Raw genomic sequence first — 20,024 nt, forward strand, 5'->3', positions numbered from 1 at the left:
ACGCATTACTGATGCGCGTCGCGGGATTTCTCCGCTCAGATCGTGCGGTCGAGCGTCGAGTCGATGAATCCTGTGACGGTCGAGACGACGAGGGCGGCGACGTCGTGGGCGTCCAGCGGCGACGATTTCAGGGTCTTCATCCCGTGATCCGCGCCCGGGACCGGGACGACGCGGATGCGGTCGTGAGCCGTGATCTCGTCGGAGAGGGTCTGCGCCGAGCCGAAGGTGTCACGATCGCCTTGCAGGACCAGGACCGGCGCCTCCGGGGTCAGCAGCTCGGCGAGCCGCGACGTCTCCGGGCGCCCCGGCGGGTGCAGGGGGAAGGCCAGGCAGACGACGCCAGCCGCGCCGACCTCCGCGGCGGTGCGGCACGCCACCCGCGCGCCGGCGCTGCGGCCGCCCGTGAACAGCGGCAGCCCCGCGGCGAGTCCGGTCACGACGGGCGCGGTCTCGCGCCACGCGATGTCGAGCGCCTGCGGCCGGGAGGCGACGCGTTTGCCGGCGACCCGCCACGGCTGCTCGTAGCGGGCGACCGTGATGCCGACTGCGGGGAGCGCCCGCGCGAGCGCCGCCAGGTCGATCGCGTCGATCCCGCCGCCCGCGCCGTGGCCGAGCCAGAGCAGGGCGCGCGGAGCCGGGGACTCCGCCACGACGAGGCGGCCGGGTCCCAGCGACGTGGGGGTCGTGATGTCCATCGACCCGACGGTACCCGACCGTGGCCGGGCCGGCACGACTAGACTCGTCCGCGTCGAGTGATTGCGCGTGCGCAAGGATTCTGAGGAGGACGGGATGCGCTTCGAGGAACGGATCGGGACGAGTCTGCCGGTGGTGCTCGGGCCGTTCGGCGGACTCTCCTCCGTGGAGCTGACCGCCGCGGTGAGCGAGGCGGGCGCTCTCGGATCGTTCGGCCTCTACGGCTTCTCCGCCGATCGCATCCGGAGCACTGCGGCGAGTCTGCGCGCCCGGACCGCGCGTCCCTTCGCGTTCAACCTGTGGCTGCCGTTGCAGCTGCCGGGCGAGCACGCGGTCGACCGCGCCGAGTTCGCCGCCTCCGTCGATGCGCTGGGTCGGCTGTTCGACGACGCGGGTGCGGAACGACCCGCGTGGCCGATCGCGCTGCCGCCGTCATTCGATGAACAGATCGAGGCCGCGCTCGCCGCGGAGCCCGCCGTGCTGAGCTTCATCTTCGGCGTGCCGCCCGCCGAGGTGGTCGCGGCGGCGCACGAGCGCGGCATCGCCGTGGTCGGCACGGCGACGACGGTCGCCGAGGCGCGCGCGCTCGCAGCGGGCGGTGTGGACGCGATCGTCGCCTCCGGCTCGGAGTCGGCCGGACACCGGCCATCGTTCCTCGCCCCCGCCGAGGACAGCCTGGTCGGCTCCTTCGCCCTGATCCCTCAGGTGGTCGACGCGGTGGACGTGCCGGTGATCGCGGCGGGCGGCATCGCCGACCGGCGTGGAGTCGCGGCGGCGTTCGCTCTCGGCGCGAGCGCGGTGCAGGTCGGCACGGCGTTCCTCGCCACCCGGGAGTCGGCGGCGCCGGAGGTGCATCGTGCGCGCATCCGCACCGCAGAGGCCTCCGACACCGTCCTGACCCGGGCGATGAGCGGGCGGCTCGCACGCGGCCTGCGCAATCGGGCGGTCGCCGAGATCGAACGGGGCGGCGGGGTCGCCCCGTTCCCGGTGCAGAACGCCCTCACCGGGGTGTTCCGTCGCGCCGCCGGCGAGCGCGGCGACGACGAGCTGCTGTCCCTGTGGATGGGACAGAGTGCGGGCCTCGCCCGGTACGTCGACGCCGACGCGGTGCTCGCGGAGCTGGTGGCGGGTCTGCCCGAGCGCCCACATTAGGCGCTCGGCCGAGGACGGCTAGCTGTCCTTCCCGGCGACGCCGGGACCCGGGCGATCTCCGGGCAGCAGCAGAGTGAAGCGGCCGTCGTCGACGGCGGTGATCCCGGCCGCCTCCTCGGCGGCCCGGGCGAACGCGGCGAACGCCGCCGCAGCGGCGACCCGTTCCGTCTCCGGCAGGGACTCCAGCACGTCGGCGAGCGCGGCGCGGCGCCGTGAGATCACCCGCGTGACCAGATCGGCCCCCGTCGGTGTCAGCACGAGCCGCACCGAGCGCCGGTCCCGCGGGTCGCCCGTCCGCTCGGCGTACCCCGCCCGGACGAGCTTGTCGCCGGTGCGGGTGGCGTTGGACGGGTGTACGCCGAGCGCTGTCGCGATGTCTCCGGGAGTGCGTGGCCCGTTGGTCGCGATCAGCACCAGCACCCTCAGTTGGGGCGAGGTCACCTCGTCCTCCACATCGAGCACCGAGCGCGCGGCCACACCGAGCAGGACGTTCGCCGCGCGCAGGACGGCGTCGAGATCGGCTGCAGGAACGGTCACGCTCCCAGTTCTACCGTGTCCGGGGTCCGCCTGTGGCGCTTCTCCCGCGTCTGGAGGCGGCGGCGCACGTCGGTGCCCGGCGGCGACCGCTGCGATCGTCCCTCCCTCGCCCGGCCCGCACCCGCAGGGTCCCGAGCCCCGTCGTCTACCCCCACGAGGGCCAGCTCCCCGTGCTCGCACCACTGAAATCGACGATGAGCTACTGGTTCCCTCATGCGTGCGTACTGGATTCCGCTCGCGGAGAGGGCATGCGGCCGATGCGCTCCGCAGCGGCGTGGTTGAGTGCCCCTGTCCATCGCGTGTCTCCTCGGTGCGCGGCGCACCGGACGGATCGTCCATGTCGCCTGCGCTCTCCGGATGCCCGCTGTGCCACGTGTCCGGCGTGAGCGCTGACGCGTGGTGAACGCGCCGGTGCCGCACGTCGCCGTGCTCGGAACGACCAGAGAGAACACCGTATGAGAAACACCACGCGCCGCCCCCGGCGCCTCCTCCGGATGATCGTCGCCGCGGCCGCCGGGAGCATCCTCCTGACGGGTGCGGCGCCCCTCGCCGCGACGGCCCTGACGACGCCGCAGAGCGGCGTCCGTGCGATCGCGCCGGAGCCCGGAGACGCCGTCAGCATCCCCGATCCCCGGTTGGCGTCCGTGCTGAACCAGCGTCTGGGCATGCCGGTGGGCTCGCCGATCACGGCGGTGCAACTGGAGACGTTGACGGATCTCGGCAACCCGCGGGGGCTGTCCGCTCTGGGCATCACCGACCTGACCGGGCTCGAATACGCGACCAACCTCACCAAGCTGAACATCTGGGGCAACGCCGTGACGGACCTGTCGCCGCTGACCGGACTGACGAAGCTGACCAGCCTGCAGGCCTACTCGAATCGGATCACCGATCTGACGCCGCTGGCCGGCCTGACCGCGCTGACCATCCTGAACCTCTACGACAACGACATCGCCGATCTGACCCCGCTGACCGGGCTCACGCGTATGACCGATCTGCGCGTCCACAGCAACCGGATCTCGGACATCTCTCCGCTGGAGGGGATGTCGCAGCTGAGCTACCTGGTGATCGCGGACAACCGGATCAGCGACCTCGAGCCTCTCCGTGAACTGACCACCCTGAAGAACCTCTACGCGTACGGCAACACGATCACGGACGTCGCGCCGCTGGCCGGCCTGACGCGCCTCCAGCTCCTCGCGGTGGCCGACAACCACATCGTCGACGTCACGCCGCTGGCAGGGCTGACCGCGCTCTCGAACCTCTCCCTGCGGAACAACCACATCGCCGACCTCTCCGCGCTGAGCGCGTTGAGTCCGGCCGAGCACTACTACTCCGGGCAGTACGACGTCGACGCAGGACCCCTGTACGTCCCGATCGACGCGGCGACCTTCACCCACCCGGCCACCGGACTGCTCAACACCGACGCGACCGCGGTGGCGGCGCTCTCCGCGGCCGGCTACACGGTCGCGGACGGCCTGGTCACCTGGGCGCCCATCGCCGACGGTCAGACGAGTCTGCCCATCCGGTTCGAGGGTGTGGGGAGCTTCGCCGGCAGCGGTGCCTACACGATCGTCCCCGCGGTGTTCACCAACGGCGCGACCGACGACGGCGTGGTCGGCGACGACTACGCGTTCACCTTCACCACCACGACCGGCTTCCAGGCCACGTACGCGCTCACCGCCGGGGAGGTCCCCGGGCTCACCCTCGACGCGGACACGGGCATCCTCAGCGGCACGCCCACCCAGCCCGGACGCTACGACATCACGGTCACGGCGACGGACGCCTACGGCAACCCGCTCGCGCACGACTACACCGTCGTCATCACGGACGCCGCGGTCGTCCCGCCGGTGGATCCGGAGGAGCCGGTGGACCCGGAGCAGCCCGTCGACCCGGAGCAGCCGGTGGACCCGGAGCAGCCGGAGTCCGTCACGCCGGTCGACCCCGACTCCGCGACTCCCGCTGCGACCCGCCCCACCGGTGACGCGCTCGCGCAGACCGGAGCCGACAGCCTCCTCCCCGCAGGCGTGGCCGCGGCCGGTGCACTGCTGCTCGGCGGTCTCGTCGTGCTCGGAGCCTCGCGTCGCCGGACGCGAACCCGCACCCGGTAACCCGCCCGCGTAAATGGGGGCGCAGCGCGCGCCCACGCCGCGCCACCCCGGCGGGACTCGACTGCACCTCGAGTCCCGTCGGAGTGTGTCTGCCGTCTTCCGTAGGTAGCTACGTATATCACACATACAGGTACGTATATCTGTGCATCCGGTGTTTCACCCTCTTGTGGTGCTCCACGGGTTGACGGCAGTCTCGGCAGATGACCGTCAACAGGATGGAGACGTCGATGTCGACCAGAACACGTGTCATGACGCTCGCGGGGGCGCTGACCACGGCGGCCCTCCTCCTCAGTGCAGCCGGCCCGTCGGTCGCGGGGACGATCTCGACCGGACACGCCCCGAAGAGCCTGATGGTGCAGCTCTCCACGTGGAACTCAGCGGCGCAGCTACGGACGGACATCACAGAGATCTGCGCCCACCACCACGATCCGTCCGCGGACGGCTACATCTCCGACCTGGTGCTACAGAATGTCGCCACGCTCGACCCCTCCGGCGCGCCGGTGCTCAAGACGGCGCTCCTGGACATCCTGCTCCCGCATTTCCCCGGCGGCAGTGACAGCTGTCGCTTCGAGCGCGTCTTCGTGGGGACGATCGACCTCACCGGCTCCTACACGGGCGGCAATGCGTACAACGCCGGTATCCGTGACGCCGCGTTCCGCGAGCGCATGCGCACCACGAGCGCCTCCGTCGCCCGGGCGTTCACCGGCTACGTCGCGGCGTCGGCGACGCCCGCCGTCTCCTGGGACTGGTACATCACCTTCGAATCGATGCTGAACTACCTGGGCGGGACCGACGCCTCCGGGACGACGACGGCCGGAGCGCAGGTGGCCGAGGGCTACCGGCTCTATCTCACCGAGCACATGGCCGATCTCGACGCCATCCACCGCACCGCCTCGTACCTCTGGTCCCCGGGCGTCGACGACTTCCCCGACAACTACGCGACCGGTTCGGCCAAGCGGACCGAGCTGGCGAAGAACCTCGGCGCGCTGACCGCGCAGATCGCGGCGTCGATGCGGAGCATCCCCGGTCGGACCGACGGGGCGGACGGCCCGCTGATCGTGGACCTGCAGGATCACGTCGGCTCGACCGATTGCTCGTTCGGGATGAGCCCGCAGATGGCCGTGTCGTGGGCACGGATGCTGAAGTCGATGATGACCGTGGACGCGTTCCGGGTCAACGTCGAGCAGTTCCGGCATGTGAACCCGGCCGCGTGCAGCCAGGGGATCGTCTCCGACTTCGGTGCGGCGCTGAATGCCCGCGAGGACTACTACGTGTCGCAGGGTCTCACCCTCGGTGCGGCCTGGGAGCTCCGGTTCTGGGCCGGGGTGAACAAGACCAGCGCGACCGCCGGGCTGACGACGCTGGTCGGTGACGGGCGGTCCGAGTTCCACCAGCCGGGGGAGACGATGACCGTCACGGGCACCCTCCTCGGCGAGCGCTCGCAGCCGCTGGCGGGCAAGACGGTCCAGCTCGTCTCCTGCGATATCACCTGGGGCAAGTGCGCGCTGGTCACGGGTGCCGGCTCCAGCGCGCGGACGGACGCGACCGGCGCGGTGAGGATCACGACCCCCGCGCTCAGCCGGACCGGATACCTCCGGCTCTACTTCCCCGGCGACGCCACGGATCTTGCGTCGTTCGGCCAGCAGAACTTCGCCTTCGTCGTCTCCACGACGGGTCAGGCGGTGACGTGGTCGGGGGCTTCGGCGTCGGGAACCGCGGTGGGCGGCACGAGCGCGGTGACGGGCAAGCTGACGGTGGTGTCGAACGGGTGGTCGATGACGGGTGCCAACGTGGTGCTGGTGCGATGCGCGTCCGCGCTGGACTGCGCGGATGGTTCGCCGGTGCTGGCGGGCGTCGTCGGCTCCGGGGGCGTGGCGACGCTGACGACGCCGGCGTTGGGGGCCCTGCCGGCGTACTTCCTGATCCGGTTCATCGGGAACGGGACCTACGCGGCGAAGGACAGCCCGATCGTGTCGGTGGCGGCGACGTCGGGCCGGTCGGTGGCGTGGTCGGAGGTGGCGGCGTCGCCGGCGGCGGTGGGCGGCACGAGCGCGGTGTCGGGGACGCTGACGACCGCGACGGACGGCAGGCCGATGACCGGCTCCGAGGTGGTGCTCGTGCGGTGCGGTTCGGCGGTGGACTGTGCAGCCGGTTCGGCCGTCGCGGCGGGCACGGTCGGTCCTGCGGGTGCGGCGTCGCTGACGACGCCGACGCTGGGGACGCTGCCGGCCTTCTTCCGGATCCGGTTCCTCGGCGACGAGACGCATGCGGCGGAGGACAGCCCGATCGTGTCGGTGGCGAAGACCTCGGGACAGGCGGTCGTGTGGTCGGGGATGGCGGCGTCGGGAGCGGTGGTGGGCGGTACGAGCGTGGTGACCGGGAAGCTGGCCGTGGTGTCGAACGGATGGTCGATGACGGGGGCGAACGTGGTGCTGATGCGGTGCGGTTCGGCGACGGACTGCTCGAGCGGAACTGCGGTGGTGGCGGCCGTCGTCGGTTCCGGGGGCATGGCATCGGTGACGACGCCGGTCGTGGAAGCTCTGCCGGCGTTCTTCCAGCTCCGCTTCCTCGGGAACGGCACGTATGCGGCGAAGAACAGCCCGATCGTCACGGTGGCCGCGCGCTGACGAGGCCCGTGAGGGCCGCCCATGCGGAAGCGGGAGCCGCACGCAGAAGGCACGTGTGCCGCCCGGGACGCGGTGCGCACACTCGGTGATTGCATGCACTGAGATCCCGTCCGGGCGCTACTGAAACCGCCTCCGCGGACGACGGCGACGATCCGGCACGCCCATAGGCTGGGCCGCCTGTCGCCGCTGATCTGAACCCGGGGGATCCATGTCCGTCCTGCCCACCGTCGAGGCCGCCTCACCGCGGCGTGCAGCGCGGCGCAGCGCCGCGGCGAACGAGCACGTGGTCGCCATCGACGGGTTGCGTGCCGTCGCCGTCATCGGTGTGATCGCCTACCACCTGGGTGTCATCCCGGGAGGGTTCCTCGGCGTCGACCTGTTCTTCGTGATCTCGGGGTTCGTGATCACCCGGCTGATCCTCGGCCGGCTCGAATCGCCCGGACGCTTCCGGCTGCGGGACTTCTGGACGCGCCGCGCCAAGCGCTTGGTCCCCGCGGTGCTGTGCGTGCTGGTCGCGGTTCAGCTCTGGCTCCACCTCGTCGATCCGATCGGGCTGGAGACCGTGGTCGACGGTCAGACGGTGAGCTCGCTCGTCTACGCGACGAACTGGTACGACATCCTCGTCGACCTCCCCTACGGGCAGGCCGGTCCGGACGCCTCGCCCCTGAACCATCTCTGGTCCTTGGCGATCGAGGAGCAGTTCTACCTGGTCTGGCCCGTGCTGCTGATCCTCCTGCGCACGCGTCGTCGCATCGCCACGGCTGCGGTCGTCGGCATCGCGATCAGCGTCGCACTGACCTTCACCGTCGGGCAGGGCTGGTCGCTGACCCGGCTGTACCAGGGCACGGACATCCGGATGGCGGCGCTCCTCGTCGGTGCTCTGATCGCCGTGGCGCGCCTCGACGCCCGGATGTCCGGTCTGGACAGGAGGAGGGCGGGCCTGATCCGTTCCGCGGCTCCCTTCGTGGCGATCCTGAGCGCGGCCGGACTCGGGCTCCTCTGGCTGCTCGTGCCGCTGGACCGGAGCCTGTTCGACGGGCCGCTGCTGCTCGCCACGACACTGGAAGGTGTCCTGGTCGCGAGCATCGTGGTCGCCCCACGCTCCTGGTTCTCCTCGGTGCTGTCGTTGGGGGTCTTCCGCTACGTCGGGCACCGGAGCTACGCCCTGTACCTGTGGCACTGGCCGGTCATCATCTGCGTCAGCGAGGTCATGACGGGGTGGCAGGGCGTCGACCTGGCGATCCCGCGCACCCTCCTGATCGTGGTCCTCACCCTCGTCTCCTACGCGGCCATCGAGAATCCGATCCGGCGATCGCCGTACCGGGGGTGGCGGCTGTGGGCCGGGCTCGCCCTCACCACCCTGCTCGTCGCGGGACTCGCCGTCGCTCCCGCCTCCGCCACCGCGGCCTGGTTCGGTCGGCTCACCGGGCCGCCGACGGCAGCGAAGCCGGTCGACACCGACCAGGCCGCGTACGCGCTGTCTCCCGTGCAGCCCGGGACGAAGCTCCTCGTCGTCGGTGACTCCTGGGCGGAGAACCTCGGTCGTGGGATGGCCGATCCCGGGTTCGGCGTCGTCGTCGACAATCGCGGCCAGGGCGGGTGCGGCATCGCGGACCCCGAGGCGTACATGAATGACGACGGCGCGGTCGTGCCGCCGCCGGCGCAGTGCCTGACCTGGAGGTCCGACTGGGCGAAGCGCATCGTCGTCGATCGCCCGGACGTCGTGGTGCTCGGAGTGGGGGACTACGACCAGCGCAAGGCCAGGATCGCCGGCTCCTGGGTCTATCCGGGCGATCCGGTATTCGACGAACGCTACGCGGCGCACCTCGACGAGGCGATCGCGATCTTCACGGACGCCGGGATCCCGGTGTGGGTGCCCAGCACGGTGGTGCTCAACGGCGAGCCGTTCCACGCGCACTCGATCGCGATGAACGACCTGCTGACGGCCGCGGTGGCACGCAATGAAGGAGCGACGCTGTTCGACTTCGGTCACTATCTGTGCCGGCCGGAGGAGGTCCACGACTGTCCGCGGGTGCGCGACGGCCGCCCGATCTACGACGCCACGGGTCACGTCGCACCGTTCTGGCAGCTCCGTTCGGCGCAGTGGTCCCTCAATCAGATCCAGTCGGCCGTTCCCGCGCCCGACCCAGCCACGACCGGCTGACAGTGCGCGGCAGCGGGTGTCAGGCGCGCCCGGCCGCCCGGCCCTGCGGGCGGACGAAGACCAGCAGGCCGAGGTGCACGACCGCGAGCCCCGCGGCGACGGCGACCGCCGTCAGCCAGCTGCCGGCGGTCGTCCCCCCGCTGAACAGCAGTCCCAAGACGGTCGTGGCGACGATGGCGCCGACGTAGCGGGAGGTCTGGAAGATCCCCGCGGCGACACCGCTGTCCTCCGGGCGGGCGGCGGCGTAGAGCGCCTGGTTCATCGAGATGCTCACGACGCAGTACGGCACGCCCAGAGCGGCCGTCAGGAGCAGCACGACCCAGGGCGCCGTCGAGGCGGCGGCGACGGCCAGCAGGCCCGCCCCGACGATGAGCGACGACGCGCCCCACAGCAGGGTGCGGCGCAGCCCGACGCGCTCGATCGCGCGGGCGGCGAGGGGGGTGGCGACGATGGTGACCGCCGCCAGCGGGAACATCAGCAGGCCGGCGATCCCCGCCGGATACCCGGCGTGCGCTTGCAGATACTGGGGCAGGCCGAAGAACGCCGAGTAGTAGACCACGCTGAAGATCGCGAAGCACAGGTACACCATCATCAGGCGGCGGTTGGCGGCGAGCAGCCGCAGGTCGAGGAAGGGATGCGAGGTGCGCAGCTCCCGCCACACGAACGCCGCGCCGGCGGCGACGAAGACCGGAAGCAGCCACCACAGGGGCGCGGGGGAGAGGTCCAGCAGGAAGACCAGCAGCGCGCTCAGCGTGGTCACGAACAGCAGGACCCCGGGGATGTCGGACTCGGCCAGGGTGCGCGACAGCGGTTCCCGCTCGCGCTCCGCGTCGCGTGGGGCGAACGCCCACACGCCGACGAACGCCAGCGCGGCCAGCGGGACGTTGACCCAGAAGATCGCCTGCCAGCCGAGGAAGGTGACGAGCGCCCCGCCCAGCACCGGCCCGATCGCGGCGCCGGAGGTGTTCGCGATCTGCAGGCGGCCGAGCAGTCGCGGCGTGCCCACGTCGGTACGGGCCGCGAGCGGGCGCAGCATGGCGATCGCCGAGGGGAAGGCCGTGGCCGTGCCGATCGCGAGCGCGACCCGGCCCGCGCACACCGCCGCGAAGGACTGCGCGAACGGCGTCGCCGCGCAGGCGAGCGCCACCACGACCATCCCGAACAGGAACAGCCGGCGCGGTCCGAACCGGTCGGCGAGGCGCCCCATCAGCGGCTGCCCGGCGGCCGACGCGAGATAGAAGGAGGTGACGACCCACGTGACCGTCGTCACATCGACCCGGAAGTCGCGCTGCAGAGACACCAGCGCGACGGCGATCATCGAGGAGTTGAGCGGGTTGAGCACGGTGCCGACGCTCAGCGCCGCCACGGCGGCGCCCACCCCACTCCCGCGCGGTCGGGGAGCGGGAGTGGGCGAGGTCACCCGACCAGCCTAATCAGGCTTCAGTCGCGCAGATCGTCGATCGTCACGGGAACGGTGGAACGGTAGGGGTACGCCGGCATGGCCGAGTACTCCTCCTCGTCCGCCAGTTCGTACACGTCGTAGGCGAGTGCACCGGCGAACAGGGTGGCGACGCGGATCTCGCCCGGCGGACAGCCGCCGATCAGAGGCACGACCACGACGCTGTCCAGAGTCCGGCCGTCCTCGTAGAGGAGGGCCGCTTTGATGGTTCGCGTGAGAGCGTCCATGGCCGGACTTTACGCCGCGGCGGTCGGATCACTTGACGACGCGCCCGCCCGCCGCGAAAGTGGACCCGGAGGAACGATGGGCACTTTGATCTACGACGGCGCGGACGGCTTCGCGTTCGACGACCGCGTGCTGGCACACCTGCAGGCCGTCATCGCGACCAAGCTCCGCCGACGCGAGGGCTTCCTGCTGATCTGGACGGACAACACGTCGAGCGCCGAGGGAACGCTCCGCTCGATCTGGCTCGACCCCTCCATCAGTCTGCAGTTCGTCTTCTCACGCGCGACCCTCCCGGAACTGAACCGGGAATGGCTCGGGCTGCTCACCGAGCGCGCCAACGGCAACGGAGGGCTCGTGCTCGAGGACGCTCTGCGCGCCGAGATCCGAGAAGAGGTGCCGGAGGGCACCTACCGGGCCGCGCGGACACAGCGGAAAGAGGGCTGAACGATGGGCAAGCTGCTCTACGGCAACGGCCAGGAGTACGAGTTCGACGACCGCACCCTCTCCCACGTCAAGATCGCCCTGGTGACCAAGCTGCGCCGCCACGAGAGCTTCCTGCTCAACTGGCAGATCCCGCCCGAGCAGGGCGGCGGCCGGATGAGCCTGTGGATCAGCCGCGAGATCCCGATGGCCTTCGTCTTCGCCGGAAGCCGGCCGCCCGCGCTCAACGAGCGCTGGATGGAGGCACTGCTGCATTCGAGTCAGCGCACGGGAGGCATGGAGATCATGCGCGAGGACGAAGCCGAAGCCGGGCACGTCGCCGACTAGGCGAATCCGCCGAGCAGCGTCGCCGCCACCGCCGAGCTGCCTCCCGGACGGCGCCGAGTGTCCGGCCGGCGCCGAGTGTCCGGCCGGCGCCGAGTGTCCGGCCGTCAGTGCCCGTCGACCAGCCGGAGGAAGAAGCCGTTCGCGGCCTCCCACGCCGCCGCGCGATCCGATCGGGGGCGCTCCGGGCGCTCCGCGGCCCGCCGCAGCTCGTCGTCGACGTAGTGCCGGAGGATCTCGGGCGGCTCACCCGCTCCCAGCTCCCGGGTCACCGCCTTGCGGGCGATGAGCTCCTCCGCAGCCGCCACGACCCCGGCGGGAGGGGCGGATTCGGCGAGGAGCGTCGGCAGGTCCATCGGGGCGACGGCGGCATCGGGATGCGCGTGCAGCCAGCCGAGGACGGCGGCGGGCCGGAGCGCATAGAAGAACCGTTTCAGCCGGCCGTCCTGCCCGTCGCGGTGACGCACGCCCACGTGGAGGTAATGGTCGATCACCCGGTCGCGGTCGAGGATCTCGTCGGCCAGCGCGAGCATCCCGTCGCGGAACGCCCGATCACCGGTGTACACGATCGGCGATCGCAGCCACTCGACGACGGTGGCGTTGCCGCCCACGAGCAGGCCGACGGCCTTGCGGACATCCCAGCCGTTGACGTCGAAGACCGCGTCGAGCGGCGTCTCGATGACGTCGCGCAGCGGAGTGAGCCGAAGGTAGTCGGCGCGTGGCCGCACGTACAGGAAGCGGCCGTCGTAGTCGCTGTCGGGCGAGGGGAATCCCCACGCGCGGCTGCCGCTCTCGATCGCCCACGGGATGGCCACCCCCTGCTCGCGCTCGATGACGGCCAGGCGCGCGTCGATGGTCGAGACGACCGACGGGTCGAGGGAGTCCGGGACGGCACGCATGGCCCTGATGCTATCGGCACGCCGCGACCGCCGCCCCGGTGCGCGTCTGAAGGCGGTCTGGCAGTCGGATCGGAATCGGTGCCGGCCGGGAGTCATCGGCCTACCATCCGGAGTATGGAGAAAGTGCACGAACGGCGCGTCCCCCGCGCCGAACGGGCGGCGGAGTGGCTCGATGCGAAGCTGCTCCCGGTCCTCGGGCCGCCTCCGCTCGGCCCCTATGGGCCGGAGGCGCCGAAGACCGAGACGGCGACGTGCCCGCTCTGCGGCAGCCGGATCGACGAGCACGGGATGCAGCGCGACCACGGTCACGCGTACCTGCTGTGCCCGTACCCGGCCCGCACGCAGCTACAGGTCGAATGACCGTCCGGAGCCGAGCGCTCACCGCCACGGGCAGCGAGCGCTGGACGGGGTGCGCCCGATCGCGCCGGCGGCGGCCTCAGGGGAGCAGGGTGATCTTCCCGCCCGGATGCCCCTCGGCGAGGAAGCGCAGCGCCTCGGGGGCCTCCGCCAGCGGATAGGTCCGCGCGATCGGGACCTGCAGGCGGCCGCTGCCGGCGAGCTCCAGCAGGGAGGCGCGCACGGAGTCGCGGTAGGCCTGGCTCTCCGGCTGCGCGCCGAAGACGGCAGCGAAGCCCTCCTGCTCGGCACGCTGGGCGGCGACGATCGTGACGATGCGTGAACGGTCCCGCACCAGTTCCAGCGAGACGTCGACCGCCTCGTCCGTCCCGACGGTGTCGAGCGCGGCGACGATCGGGCCGTGCGCGGCCGCGCGCGCCCGCTCCGCCAGGCCGTCGCCGTAGAGCACCGGGGTGCCGCCGAAGCGGCGCACCCGGGCGAAACTCGCCTCGCTCGCGGTGCCGACCACGTGCACGCCCAGCTCCCCGGCCTGCTGCAGGATGCTGACCCCGACGGAGCCGGAGGCGCCGTGGACGAGGATCGTCTCGCCGGCGCGCACGTGCACGGTGTGCAGCATCTGCGACGCGGTCGTGCCGACGAGCAGCAGGTTCGCCGCCTCCTCGTCCGCGAGGCGCTCCGGCTTGGCGAACACGTCCATCGCGGGCACGGTCACCTCGTCGGCGTAGCCCCCCTGGATCCGGAACGCCACGACGGCATCGCCGACTTCCGCCGCACCCGAGCCGATCCGGGTGTCCGGGCCGACCGCGCTCAGCACCCCCGCGACCTCGTAGCCGATCGGGACGGGGAGGTCCATGCCCGGGCGCTGAGCGGAGACGTGCTTGTAGTCGGCGGGGTTGACCCCCGCGGCGTGCACCCGGATCGTGACTTCTCCCGCCCCCGGCGCGGCGACCTCCCGGTCCACCAGCTCCCAGTCCTCCGGCCCACCCCACCGCGTCGCGATCCACTGTCGTGCCATGGGGTCAGTCAACGCCCGGATGCTGTGTGCCGGCTCAGCGTCCGGGCGCGTCCGCTCAGGCGGAGACGGTGTCGGACGCGCGACCGCTGTGCCGCGCCCGCCGGGACCGGGTGGGGACCAGCCGCACCATCTGCGCCGTGGAGCTGTCGTCCAGCTCCACGAGGGTGCTGCGCGACTTCACGAAGTCGCTGAACGAGCGGAAGCCGAGCGCCTTCTCGCTGAAGGACGGATCCATCCGCTTCATCTGGCCCTTGACCGTCGAGCTGTGCAGCCACTCGGTGTCGTCCTTCTCGTGACCGAGCTGGAGTGCGCGGGTGAGCAGGCGGGTCGCCTCGGCCTGCAGCTCGGCGTCGGCCTGCTCGCTCTCTGTCGGGGCGACGGTCGCGACGGTCGCTGCCGGCTGCTCGGCGGGTGCGCGCTTGCGGCGCGACCGCGAACCGCGGGCGGGGGCGGCATCGGCGGCCGCGGCATCGGCGGCGTCGGCATCGGTGGCATCGGCATCGGCGGGAGCCGCCACGGCGGGCGCGGAGTCGTCGACGTCGGAGGCCGCCACGTCGGGCGCGTCCACGACCTCCTCCTGCACCTCGGCCTCGTCGTCGTCCGCCGCGTCGTCGGAGACCTCGTCATGCGCGATGCCGGGGATGTCGTCGTAGCTGTCGAACTCGTCGCAGGCCGCGGCGAGCGACTTGGCGGTGGAGCCGGCCACCCCGATCCCGATCACGTATCGGCCGAGGCGCTTGATCCGCTGGGCGAGCGGCACGTAGTCGGAATCCCCGGCCACGACGACCACATGGGTCAGCTCGGGCAGTCGGAACAGATCCTCGACGGCGTCGACGGCGAGCCGGATGTCGGCTCCGTTCTTCGCGTACGCGGCGGCGGGGAAGAGCTGGACGAGATCGACCGCGCGGCCCACCAGCTGGCCGCGGTAGTCCGCGTTCACGGTCGCGGACCAGTCGGCGTACGCCCGGGTCAGCACCAGGGTGCCGAAGGACGATGCGAAGTCGATGATGGCGCCCAGATCGACCCGGGCCTCCTCGAGCTTGGCGGCGAAGGCGGGCTTGGGCTTGTCGCCCGACGACTTCTGCCGGTCGCGCATGAACTGCCCGCGCCCGTGCACCTGGTCGTAGCGGGAGATGACGATGTTGTCGAAGTCGATGTAGACCGCGACGCGGCCGTGCCCAGGTTCACTCATGGCCCAACGATATCCCGCCCACCTCAGTCGAAGGGCGGTCCGTCATTCGTGCCGAATGTAGGGAATGGGAGCTGCTATCTCCACATTCGGCACGAATCGTTGCGAACTAGACCGTGTAGCGGTCCGCGACGTCGAGGGCGGCGTCGATCGCGGCGAGGCCGCGGCGCAGCTCGTCCTCCTCGATCACCAGCGGCGGAGCGATGTGCACGCGGTTGAAGTGCGTGAACGGCCACACGCCCGCGGCCTTGCACGCGGCGGCGACGGCGCCCATCGGCGCGGCGTCGGCCCCGGCGGCGTTGAACGGCACCAGCGGCTCCCGCGTCTCACGGTCGCGCACCAGCTCCAGCGCCCAGAACAGCCCGCGCCCGCGCACCTCGCCGAGCGAGGGATGCCGGTCGAGCCACGAGGTGATCTCCGGCTCGACGACGCGCTCGCCGAGGTCGCGCACGCGCTCCAGGATGCCGTCCCGCTCGAACACCTCGAAGGTCGCGACGCCGGCGGCGCACGCCAGCGGGTGCCCGGAGTAGGTGAGGCCGCCGGCGAAGGCGACGTCGTCGAAGGAGGACGCGATCGGCTCCGAGATCACGACGCCGCCCAGCGGCACGTAGCCCGAGTTCACGCCCTTCGCGAAGGTGATCAGGTCGGGAATGACGTCGAACGCGTCCACCGCGAACCACTCGCCGATGCGGCCGAAGCCGACCATGACCTCGTCGGCGATGTAGACGATCCCGTACTTGTCGCAGAGCGCGCGCACGCCGGGCAGGTACCCCGGCGGGGGGACGAGGACGCCGTTGGTGCCGACCACCGTCTCGACGATGATGGCCGCGACGGTGGCCGCGCCCTCCAGGACGATGACGCTCTCGAGGTGCTCGAGCGCGCGCCGCGTCTCCTCCTCCGGCGTCGTGGAGTGGAACGCCGAACGGTACGGGTACGGCCCGAAGAAGTGCGCGACGGAGGGGTCGCTCGGCTCGTTCGGCCACCGCCGGGGGTCGCCGGTGAGCGAGATCGCCGTGGAGGTGCCGCCGTGGTACGAGCGGTACATCGAGAGCACCTTGCGGCGCCCGGTCACCCGGCGGGCCATCCGGACCGCGTACTCGTTCGCGTCGGCGCCGCCGTTGGTGAAGAAGACCTTGTCCAGCGTGCCCGGGGCGACGCGGGCGATGCGGCGGGCGAGCTCGCCGCGCACATCGTTCGCCATCGACGGCTGGATGGTCGCGAGCCGGCCGGCCTGCTGCTGGATGGCGGCGACGAGATCGGGATGCTGGTGCCCCAGGTTCAGGTTGACCAGCTGCGAGCTGAAGTCCAGGAATGCGTTGCCCTGGTAGTCCCAGAAGGTCGAGCCGGAGCCGGCGGCGATGGGCAGCGGGTCGATCTGCGCCTGCGCGCTCCACGAGTGGAACACGTGGCTGCGGTCGTCGCTGCGCACCTGGGTCTCGGCGTCCGTGTCGCCGAACGCGTGCTGCTCTCCGCGGCGGTCCTCGAATCCGGTGCGGGCGGAAGTGGGGAGGGTGTCGGTCATGAGTCGGGTCCTTCGATCTCGCGGGGCGGTCAGGAGTTGCCGGGGAACGACAGCTGGATGCTGGACTGCACCGGGTCGGGCCAGCGCGTGGTGACGACCTTGCTGCGCGTGTAGAAGTGGAACGACTCCGGGCCGTAGATGTGGGAGTCGCCGAACAGCGAGCCCTTCCAGCCGCCGAACGAGTAGGCGCCCACCGGCACGGGGATCGGCACGTTGACCCCGACCATCCCGACCTCGATCTCGAACTCGTACCGGCGCGCGGCACCGCCGTCGCGGGTGAAGATCGCCGTGCCGTTGCCGTACTGGTTGGCGTTGACGAGGTCGATGGCCTCGTCGAAGGTGTCGACGCGGACCACGGAGAGCACCGGACCGAAGATCTCGTCCTCGTAGACGCGCATGCCGGGCTTCACGTCGTCGACCAGGCTGACGCCGATGAAGAAGCCGTCACCGTCGAACTGCTTCTGCGTGCCGTCGACGACGACCGTCGCGCCCTCGGCTGCCGCGCCGGTGACGTAGGAGGCGACCTTGTCGCGGTGCTCGCCGGTGATCAGCGGACCCATCTCGCTGGCCGGGTCGGTCCCCGCGCCGATGGCGAGGGCGCCGAGGCGGCGCTCGATGGCGGGGACGAGCCGGTCGCCCACATCGCCGACGGCGACGAGCACGCTCACGGCCATGCAGCGTTCGCCGGCGGAGCCGTAGGCGGCGGAGACCGCGGCGTCGGCGGCCGACTCGATGTCGGCGTCCTCCAGGACCACCATGTGGTTCTTCGCCCCGCCGAGGGCCTGCACGCGCTTGCCGTTGGCGCTGGCGCGCTGATAGATCGACCGGGCGATCGGGGTGGAGCCGACGAAGCTGACCGCGGAGACGTCCGGGCTGTCGAGCAGCGTGTCGACGGCCTCCTTGTCACCGTGCACGACGTTCAGCACGCCGGCCGGCAGCCCGGCCTCGAGGAAGAGGCGGGCGAGGAAGAGGGATGCGGACGGGTCCTTCTCGCTCGGCTTCAGGACCACCGTGTTGCCGCAGGCGATCGCGCTGGCGACCATCCAGAGCGGCACCATGACAGGGAAGTTGAAGGGCGTGATGCAGGCGACCACGCCGACCGGCTGCTTGACGCTGTGCACGTCGATGCCGGTGGAGACCTGCTCGCTGAACTCGCCCTTGAGCTTGTCGATCAGGCCGGAGGCGAACTCGACGTTCTCGAGTCCGCGGCCGATCTCGCCCGCGGCGTCGGAGAGCACCTTGCCGTGCTCGCTGGTCACGATGGCGGCGAGGTCGTCGCGGCGCTCGGTCAGCAGGTGGCGCAGCCGGAACAGCACGTCCGCGCGCTTGGTCAGGCTGGTGGCGCGCCACCCCGGCAGGGCGGCGCGCGCCGCGGCGATGGCGGACTCGACGTCGGCGCGGCTGCCGAGCACGACCTCGTGCTGCCGCTCGCCCGTGGCGGGGTCGAACACCGGTCCGGTGCGCACCGGCTCCCCGGTCTCGGCGCCGGCGATGAGATGACGGATCAGGGCCACGGGTATTTCTCCTTGGATGGTTCCGGACGAACTGCCCGGATCAGACAGTAGGCTTGTGCCCCAATGGTTGCAGAGAGCGGGGCGCGCGAGTGATGCCAGATCGTCGGAGCTTGTCCGTGGACGATACAGATCGTCCGGAGGCGCCGTCGCCGGTCGTGCTGCCCTCCGTCCGCGACGTGCTGCGCTTCGACGAGGTGGCCGTGGCGCTGCCGGAGGTCCTGGCCGGTGCGGACGCCCTCGACCGCCCGGTCCGCTGGGTGCACGTCTCGGAGACGGCCTCCAGCGCGCGCCTGGTCAGCGGTGGCGAGCTCCTCCTGTCGACAGGCGCCGGTTGGCCGTCGGACGAGGCGGGACTCCAGGGTCTCGCGTCGCAGCTGGCCGGAGCCGGGATCGCCGGTCTCGTCCTCGAGCTGGGCGAGCGCATGCCCGTCGCGCCGGCGACGCTCGTCGAGGGCTTCCGTGCTGCGGGGATCCCGTTCGTCGTGCTGCACCGCGAGGTGCGCTTCATCGCGATCACCGAGGCGGTGCACTCGCGCATCATCGCGGACCAGATGGGCGCCCTGCGGGCCCGCGACGAGATCCACGCCCTCTTCACCGAACTGAGTCTGCGCGGCAGCCCGGCCGACTTCATCGTGGAGCAGGCGGCGCGCGCCCTCGACGCCCCCGTCGTGCTCGAGGATCTGAACCACCGGGTGATCGCGGCCTCCGGCATTGCGGCCTCCGGCACCGATGCGGAGGAGGAGGCGCTGCGCGACTGGGAGCAGCGCTCCCGGCAGGAGCACCGCGGCGCCGGGGTCGAGGGCTGGTTGATCACGCCGATCGAGGCGCGGGGGATGCGGTGGGGGCACCTCATCGCCCTGACCGGGCGCCCGCATCCCGCCGGCCGGTCGAACGTACTGGAGCAGGCCGCGGTCGCGCTCGCCCTCAGCCGGCTCGCCGACCGGGACGCCGACGAATGGACCCGCCAGAGCCACGATCGGCTGCTCGGCGCCCTGCTGGGGCGGCGGTTCGCCTCCGAGAGCGGTCTCGTCGCCCGGTTCGAGGCGTCGGGGCTTCCGGTCGCAGGTCGCGTGCTGAGCGGGGTCGTGATCGGGCTGCCCGCCGTCGGCGCGACGGCGATCGACGTCCCGGCCCTCGTCGCCGCCGCGCACGCCGAAGCGCGGGACCAGGGTGTGGACGCACTCGTGGCGCAGCTTCCGGACCGTGCGTCCGGGACTCTGGTGCTCGCCCTCTCGTCGCGGCCGTCGCGGGCGGCGACCGATGCGATGCTCGCCGCCATCGGTGGTGCGGTCGCGCGAGCGGTCGCCGCGACGACGCCTCCTGCCGCCTCGTCCCCGGCCGTATCGGCGGCCGGCGCGGTCACGGTCGCGCTGGGGTCGGAGGCTCCGGGGATCCCTGGCCTGCTCGCGTCGATCGCGGAGGCGGGCCAGCTCGTGGCGCGCGCCGATCCCCGGCGTCCGCAGGGGGTCACCGTCCTCCGTGCCGAGCACCGACCGCTGCTGCGCCTCGTCACGACCCTGGGCGCCGACCCGCGGATGCAGGAGCACAGCGAGCTGATGCTGCGGCCGCTCATCGACTACGACCTCGCCACTGCGGGCGACCTGCTGGAGGTGCTGCGCGCCTACGCCGCGCATCCCGGCAACCGCACCAGGGCCGCCGCCGCGAGCCACCTCTCCCGGTCGGTGTTCTACCAGCGCATCGCGCTGATCGAGGAGCTGTTGGGGATGGATCTCGACGACGGCGAGACGCTCAGTGCGCTGCACGCGGCCCTGCTCGCCCGGAGTGCGCGCGGCTGAACGCG

Annotated in this window: 17 protein-coding genes; 8 read left to right on the forward strand and 9 right to left on the reverse strand. The window is 71.7% G+C overall.

Annotated features, from left to right (window positions below; all coding sequences use genetic code 11):
* Positions 1 to 35: 35 nt before the first annotated feature.
* On the reverse strand, positions 36 to 695 hold the full coding sequence (locus U870_RS0117815) for an alpha/beta hydrolase family protein (RefSeq protein WP_025158728.1): 660 nt from the start codon (positions 693 to 695) through the stop codon (positions 36 to 38).
* A 94-nt stretch (positions 696 to 789) separates the two neighbouring features.
* On the opposite strand from U870_RS0117815, the gene U870_RS0117820 reads away from it, so the two are divergent.
* Positions 790 to 1,845: an NAD(P)H-dependent flavin oxidoreductase gene (locus tag U870_RS0117820; RefSeq protein ID WP_025158729.1), complete on the forward strand. Its 1,056-nt coding sequence runs from the start codon at positions 790 to 792 to the stop codon at positions 1,843 to 1,845.
* 18 nt (positions 1,846 to 1,863) lie between these two features.
* On the opposite strand, the gene U870_RS0117825 is transcribed toward U870_RS0117820, so the two are convergent.
* A complete protein-coding gene (locus U870_RS0117825; RefSeq protein ID WP_025158730.1) occupies positions 1,864 to 2,382 on the reverse strand; it encodes a MarR family winged helix-turn-helix transcriptional regulator in 519 nt (172 codons plus the stop codon).
* Positions 2,383 to 2,837: 455 nt separating this feature from the next.
* Here U870_RS0117825 and U870_RS23300 point away from each other — a divergent pair, with 455 nt between their 5' ends.
* The 3 genes from U870_RS23300 (at position 2,838) to U870_RS0117845 (ending at position 9,278) form a co-directional block, all read left to right on the forward strand.
* Positions 2,838 to 4,487 (forward strand): leucine-rich repeat domain-containing protein, encoded by a 1,650-nt coding sequence (locus U870_RS23300; protein ID WP_081815336.1) that lies wholly within the window; start codon positions 2,838 to 2,840, stop codon positions 4,485 to 4,487.
* 200 nt (positions 4,488 to 4,687) lie between these two features.
* Positions 4,688 to 7,114, forward strand: coding sequence for a hypothetical protein (locus U870_RS0117840; RefSeq protein ID WP_162819183.1), 2,427 nt, complete (start codon positions 4,688 to 4,690; stop codon positions 7,112 to 7,114).
* Positions 7,115 to 7,322: 208 nt separating this feature from the next.
* Positions 7,323 to 9,278, forward strand: a complete 1,956-nt coding sequence (locus U870_RS0117845) for an acyltransferase family protein (protein WP_025158733.1) — start codon at positions 7,323 to 7,325, stop codon at positions 9,276 to 9,278.
* A 19-nt stretch (positions 9,279 to 9,297) separates the two neighbouring features.
* Here U870_RS0117845 and U870_RS0117850 read toward each other — a convergent pair whose 3' ends face one another.
* Together U870_RS0117850 and U870_RS0117855 are read right to left on the reverse strand one after the other, a co-directional pair.
* A complete protein-coding gene (locus U870_RS0117850; protein WP_029947806.1) occupies positions 9,298 to 10,698 on the reverse strand; it encodes an MFS transporter in 1,401 nt (466 codons plus the stop codon).
* Between the two features lie 20 nt (positions 10,699 to 10,718).
* Positions 10,719 to 10,964 (reverse strand): hypothetical protein, encoded by a 246-nt coding sequence (locus U870_RS0117855; RefSeq protein ID WP_025158735.1) that lies wholly within the window; start codon positions 10,962 to 10,964, stop codon positions 10,719 to 10,721.
* Between the two features lie 76 nt (positions 10,965 to 11,040).
* Here U870_RS0117855 and U870_RS0117860 point away from each other — a divergent pair, with 76 nt between their 5' ends.
* Both U870_RS0117860 and U870_RS0117865 read left to right on the forward strand, forming a co-directional pair.
* On the forward strand, positions 11,041 to 11,406 hold the full coding sequence (locus U870_RS0117860; protein ID WP_025158736.1) for a hypothetical protein: 366 nt from the start codon (positions 11,041 to 11,043) through the stop codon (positions 11,404 to 11,406).
* A gap of 3 nt (positions 11,407 to 11,409) precedes the next feature.
* Positions 11,410 to 11,730 (forward strand): hypothetical protein, encoded by a 321-nt coding sequence (locus U870_RS0117865; RefSeq protein WP_025158737.1) that lies wholly within the window; start codon positions 11,410 to 11,412, stop codon positions 11,728 to 11,730.
* 104 nt (positions 11,731 to 11,834) lie between these two features.
* Here the strand turns inward: U870_RS0117865 and U870_RS0117870 are convergent, their stop codons facing one another.
* On the reverse strand, positions 11,835 to 12,626 hold the full coding sequence (locus U870_RS0117870; protein WP_025158738.1) for a nucleotidyltransferase domain-containing protein: 792 nt from the start codon (positions 12,624 to 12,626) through the stop codon (positions 11,835 to 11,837).
* Between the two features lie 114 nt (positions 12,627 to 12,740).
* On the opposite strand from U870_RS0117870, the gene U870_RS22755 reads away from it, so the two are divergent.
* Entirely contained in the window at positions 12,741 to 12,986 is a 246-nt protein-coding gene (locus tag U870_RS22755) for a hypothetical protein (protein ID WP_162819184.1), read from the forward strand.
* 76 nt (positions 12,987 to 13,062) lie between these two features.
* Here U870_RS22755 and U870_RS0117880 read toward each other — a convergent pair whose 3' ends face one another.
* The 4 genes from U870_RS0117880 to U870_RS0117895 all read right to left on the reverse strand — a co-directional run bounded on the left by U870_RS0117880 (position 13,063) and on the right by U870_RS0117895 (position 18,223).
* Positions 13,063 to 13,998, reverse strand: coding sequence for a quinone oxidoreductase family protein (locus U870_RS0117880; protein ID WP_029947807.1), 936 nt, complete (start codon positions 13,996 to 13,998; stop codon positions 13,063 to 13,065).
* Positions 13,999 to 14,053: 55 nt separating this feature from the next.
* Entirely contained in the window at positions 14,054 to 15,190 is a 1,137-nt protein-coding gene (locus U870_RS0117885) for an NYN domain-containing protein (protein WP_025158741.1), read from the reverse strand.
* A 106-nt stretch (positions 15,191 to 15,296) separates the two neighbouring features.
* Complete coding sequence (locus U870_RS0117890) at positions 15,297 to 16,709, reverse strand: aspartate aminotransferase family protein (protein WP_025158742.1); 1,413 nt, start codon at positions 16,707 to 16,709, stop codon at positions 15,297 to 15,299.
* 29 nt (positions 16,710 to 16,738) lie between these two features.
* Positions 16,739 to 18,223, reverse strand: a complete 1,485-nt coding sequence (locus tag U870_RS0117895; protein WP_025158743.1) for a CoA-acylating methylmalonate-semialdehyde dehydrogenase — start codon at positions 18,221 to 18,223, stop codon at positions 16,739 to 16,741.
* 116 nt (positions 18,224 to 18,339) lie between these two features.
* Between U870_RS0117895 and U870_RS0117900 the strand changes: the two genes are divergently transcribed.
* Positions 18,340 to 20,019: a PucR family transcriptional regulator gene (locus U870_RS0117900; RefSeq protein WP_240183749.1), complete on the forward strand. Its 1,680-nt coding sequence runs from the start codon at positions 18,340 to 18,342 to the stop codon at positions 20,017 to 20,019.
* Positions 20,020 to 20,024 lie beyond the last annotated feature (5 nt).

It is taken from the genome of Leifsonia aquatica H1aii (assembly GCF_000633535.1).
Taxonomy (GTDB): Bacteria; Actinomycetota; Actinomycetes; order Actinomycetales; family Microbacteriaceae; genus Leifsonia; species Leifsonia aquatica_A.